Origin of the sequence: Limosilactobacillus panis DSM 6035 (genome assembly GCF_001435935.1) — a bacterium.
GTDB lineage: Bacteria > Bacillota > Bacilli > Lactobacillales > Lactobacillaceae > Limosilactobacillus > Limosilactobacillus panis.
On sequence record NZ_AZGM01000136.1, the window covers coordinates 4,966 to 7,959 of the forward strand.

At 43.9% G+C, this 2,994-nt stretch carries 2 protein-coding genes and 3 pseudogenes; 2 read left to right on the top strand and 3 right to left on the bottom strand.

Annotated features, from left to right (window positions below):
• Nucleotides 1-571 (bottom strand): annotated as a pseudogene (locus tag FD32_RS10335) (IS5 family transposase); the annotation flags it as partial.
• A 38-nt stretch (nt 572-609) separates the two neighbouring features.
• Nucleotides 610-720 (bottom strand): annotated as a pseudogene (locus FD32_RS10435) (CagC family type IV secretion system protein); the annotation flags it as partial.
• 117 nt (nt 721-837) lie between these two features.
• Between FD32_RS10435 and FD32_RS09940 the strand changes: the two are divergent.
• Both FD32_RS09940 and dltA read left to right on the top strand, forming a co-directional pair.
• Nucleotides 838-977 (top strand): annotated as a pseudogene (locus tag FD32_RS09940) (teichoic acid D-Ala incorporation-associated protein DltX).
• A gap of 16 nt (nt 978-993) precedes the next feature.
• A complete protein-coding gene (gene dltA, locus FD32_RS08130; protein ID WP_235803793.1) occupies nt 994-2,520 on the top strand; it encodes a D-alanine--poly(phosphoribitol) ligase subunit DltA in 1,527 nt (508 codons plus the stop codon).
• Between the two features lie 73 nt (nt 2,521-2,593).
• Here dltA and FD32_RS08135 read toward each other — a convergent pair.
• The coding region (locus tag FD32_RS08135) for a transposase (RefSeq protein ID WP_156410651.1) at nt 2,594-2,994 on the bottom strand (401 nt) is incomplete at its 5' end.

Consider the following 2,994-nt stretch of genomic DNA (forward strand, 5'->3'; position numbering starts at 1 on the left):
GCTGAAAATTAACGCCTGAATAACCACCATCAACTAAGACATTTTGAACCTGGCGTAAATGCATGGCATGTAAAGCGATCATTACACTGGCCCCGTCTCGATCAGAGACGTTCGCTCGTGTCATGTGAATGGTCTGCGGAAAGCCATTGATATCAACTGCCAGATGGCGCTTAATCCCCGAGATTTTCTTACCAGCGTCGTAACCTTTGTTTTCAGCAGTAGCGGTGTTTTTGATGCTCTGAGCGTCAACGATAATAAAGAAAGTTAAAGCTGAACGTCTTTGGTGAGTTCGCCGAGCAATGACAATTTTTTAAAACTTGTTCCAATAAAGAATCAGCCGTATGCTCAGCTTTAGTTGACCAAATTTTGTAATAGTTGTAAACTGACCGCCATTCTGGGAAATCACCGGGGACTTGACGCCATTGGCAACCGGTTTTCAAGACATATAGGACCGCACAGAAAACCTCGTAGAGATCATATTTTCGAGGCTTAGTTCGCTTACGAAAATTTCTAAAGCTGGTCGAATTAATTCAAATTGTTGCCGAGTAATATTGCTGGGATAATTTTTCATAGCTTAAACTCGCTTTTTACATAGAAGTATATCAAAAATCATAGATCTTGGACAGCTTCTAAGGCCACTAAACCAGCCACCCGGCCAACCGCGTGATAAACTTCTGATTTCTATCGCGGATCGTCTGCGTCAGGCATTCTTTTGATAAGATAATGATTAGTTATAAAAAGCTTAAATTTGCCCTAATAATTATTTCCAAATAATGTGGCGTAGTATACTTCTTGTGGTAAGATTAGCTTTTGAGACGAAAGGAGTGATTCATAATCTTGATTAAAAGTATTAAGAATCATCCTACACTACAGTTCATCTTAAGGACGGTCTTTTATTTGCAGTCCTGATCCTATTAATATACTTATATGGTTACTATGGTGCAGGACAAGAACCGTTTATTTATAATGAATTCTAACGTGGAGGAAAGAAAATTGAATACAAACATTGTTACTGATTTTGACCATGTCGCCACAAGCAGCTCGCAGTTGGTTGCTTACGACGAAATGGGTGCAGTCACTACTTATGGTGAACTAAAAGTCGCTAGTGACAGCTTAGCCAATTGGCTTGACCAACAAAGCTTACCTAGTCACAGCCCAATTTTAGTTTTTGGGGATCACCAGGTGGAAATGGTTGCTGGTTTCATTGCTGCCCTTAAGACGGGCCACGCTTATATTCCGGTCGCTGCTGATTCTGCTTTGCCACGTATCCAGTCGATCCTGGACACTGGGAAACCGAGCTTGATTTTAGCAATTGATGACTTTCCAGGTGACCAGTTAAAGGTCGATGCGCCGATCGTTACCCGTGACCAAGTCAAAAACGTAATTGCTAAGCGGGATCCCTTTACTATTAAGGATCCTGTCCAGGGCAATGAACTGGCCTACATCCTCTTCACCTCCGGGACCACTGGTTCACCGAAGGGTGTGGAAGTTAGCCATGATAACCTGAAGGCTTTCATTGATTGGATGCTTGGGGACGCCTTTAACCTCCCCCAAAAGGTCAACTACCTTGGGCAACCGCCTTATTCCTTTGACGTGTCAAACATGTTCTTGTACCCCGCTTTGCTGAGCGCCAGCACGATTAAGGCCGTGCCTCATAGCATGGTTGAGAACTTTGGCCAGCTGTTCACGGCCCTGCCCAAGTTAGACCTGAATATTTTCGTGGGGACCCCATCATTTGCTGAAATGCTGATGTTAAGCCCGGCCTTTAATGAAAAACAGATGCCCGGTCTCCAATACTTCCTCTTCTGTGGTGAGGAATTAACGGTTAAGACTGCCAAGGGCCTTGAACAACGCTTCCCACACGCCCATATTTTTAACACTTACGGGCCGACTGAAACCACGGTGGCAATTTCCGGAATCGAAATTACACCTGAAATGGTGGCCAATAACGACCGCCTCTCCGTTGGTTATGCCAAACCGGGAATTAAACTTTCCATCTGGAAGGGCGACCAACAGGTAACGACCCCTGGTGAACAGGGGGAAATCATCATTGCTGGTGATAGCGTGGCCCAAGGCTACATGAATAATCCTGAAAAAACGGCCAAGTCCTTCTTTAAATTAGACGGGCAAAATGCCTACCGGACCGGAGATGTCGGTGTTCTTGATAAGGACGGTCTTCTTCACTATAAGGGACGGATGGACTTCCAGATCAAGCTCCACGGTTACCGGATTGAGCTTGATGAAGTCCGGGCCAGCCTAGAAAAGAGTCCGCTAATTAAGCAAGCGGTCGCCTTGCCAAAGTACAACAAGAATGGCCAGGTAACCCACTTAATTGCCGCGGTGATTCCAAAGGAACAGCCGGATGATCCCGCTAAGCTCACCGCTGCTATTCGGGAAAGCTTAAAGGACCTCATCATGCCTTACATGATGCCAACCCAGTTCGACTACCGGGAAAGCTTCCCAATGTCTGCAAACGGCAAAATTGCAGTTAAACAACTTATCAAAGAGGTTAACGAATAATGACTAAAACTTGAAAGCACTCAAAAGGGCTAAAGCCCATACCAACTCTGGCTTTTCTTTAATAAAATTAGTTTCAAACGGCTGCTTGAAGAATGGTTTGAACATTATGCGGTAAATAAGCCATGAATTGATTAATTGTTTGATCGATGAAGTCTACTTCCTGTGACTGTAATGTCTTCAATAGGTAGACCAATGCCTCAATAAATTTAACTTCTGGCAAGCTATCATTCATCAGATAGAATAAGTCACCAAGTGTCCGGTCGTCTTTATTAAGCCGCTCTTGCCAGGCTAAAAGAAGGTAAGTCATCGCCGTGACAGTAATTTGGGCAACTTGGCCATCATAACTTTGAATTTGTGATTTATTAATCCGCAAGTATTGTTTGGCAGTCTTGAAATAAGTTTCAATTGACCACCGCCGACTATATAATTGGATGATCTGTTGGGGTGTCAGTTTGGTATTAGTTGATGCTAAAA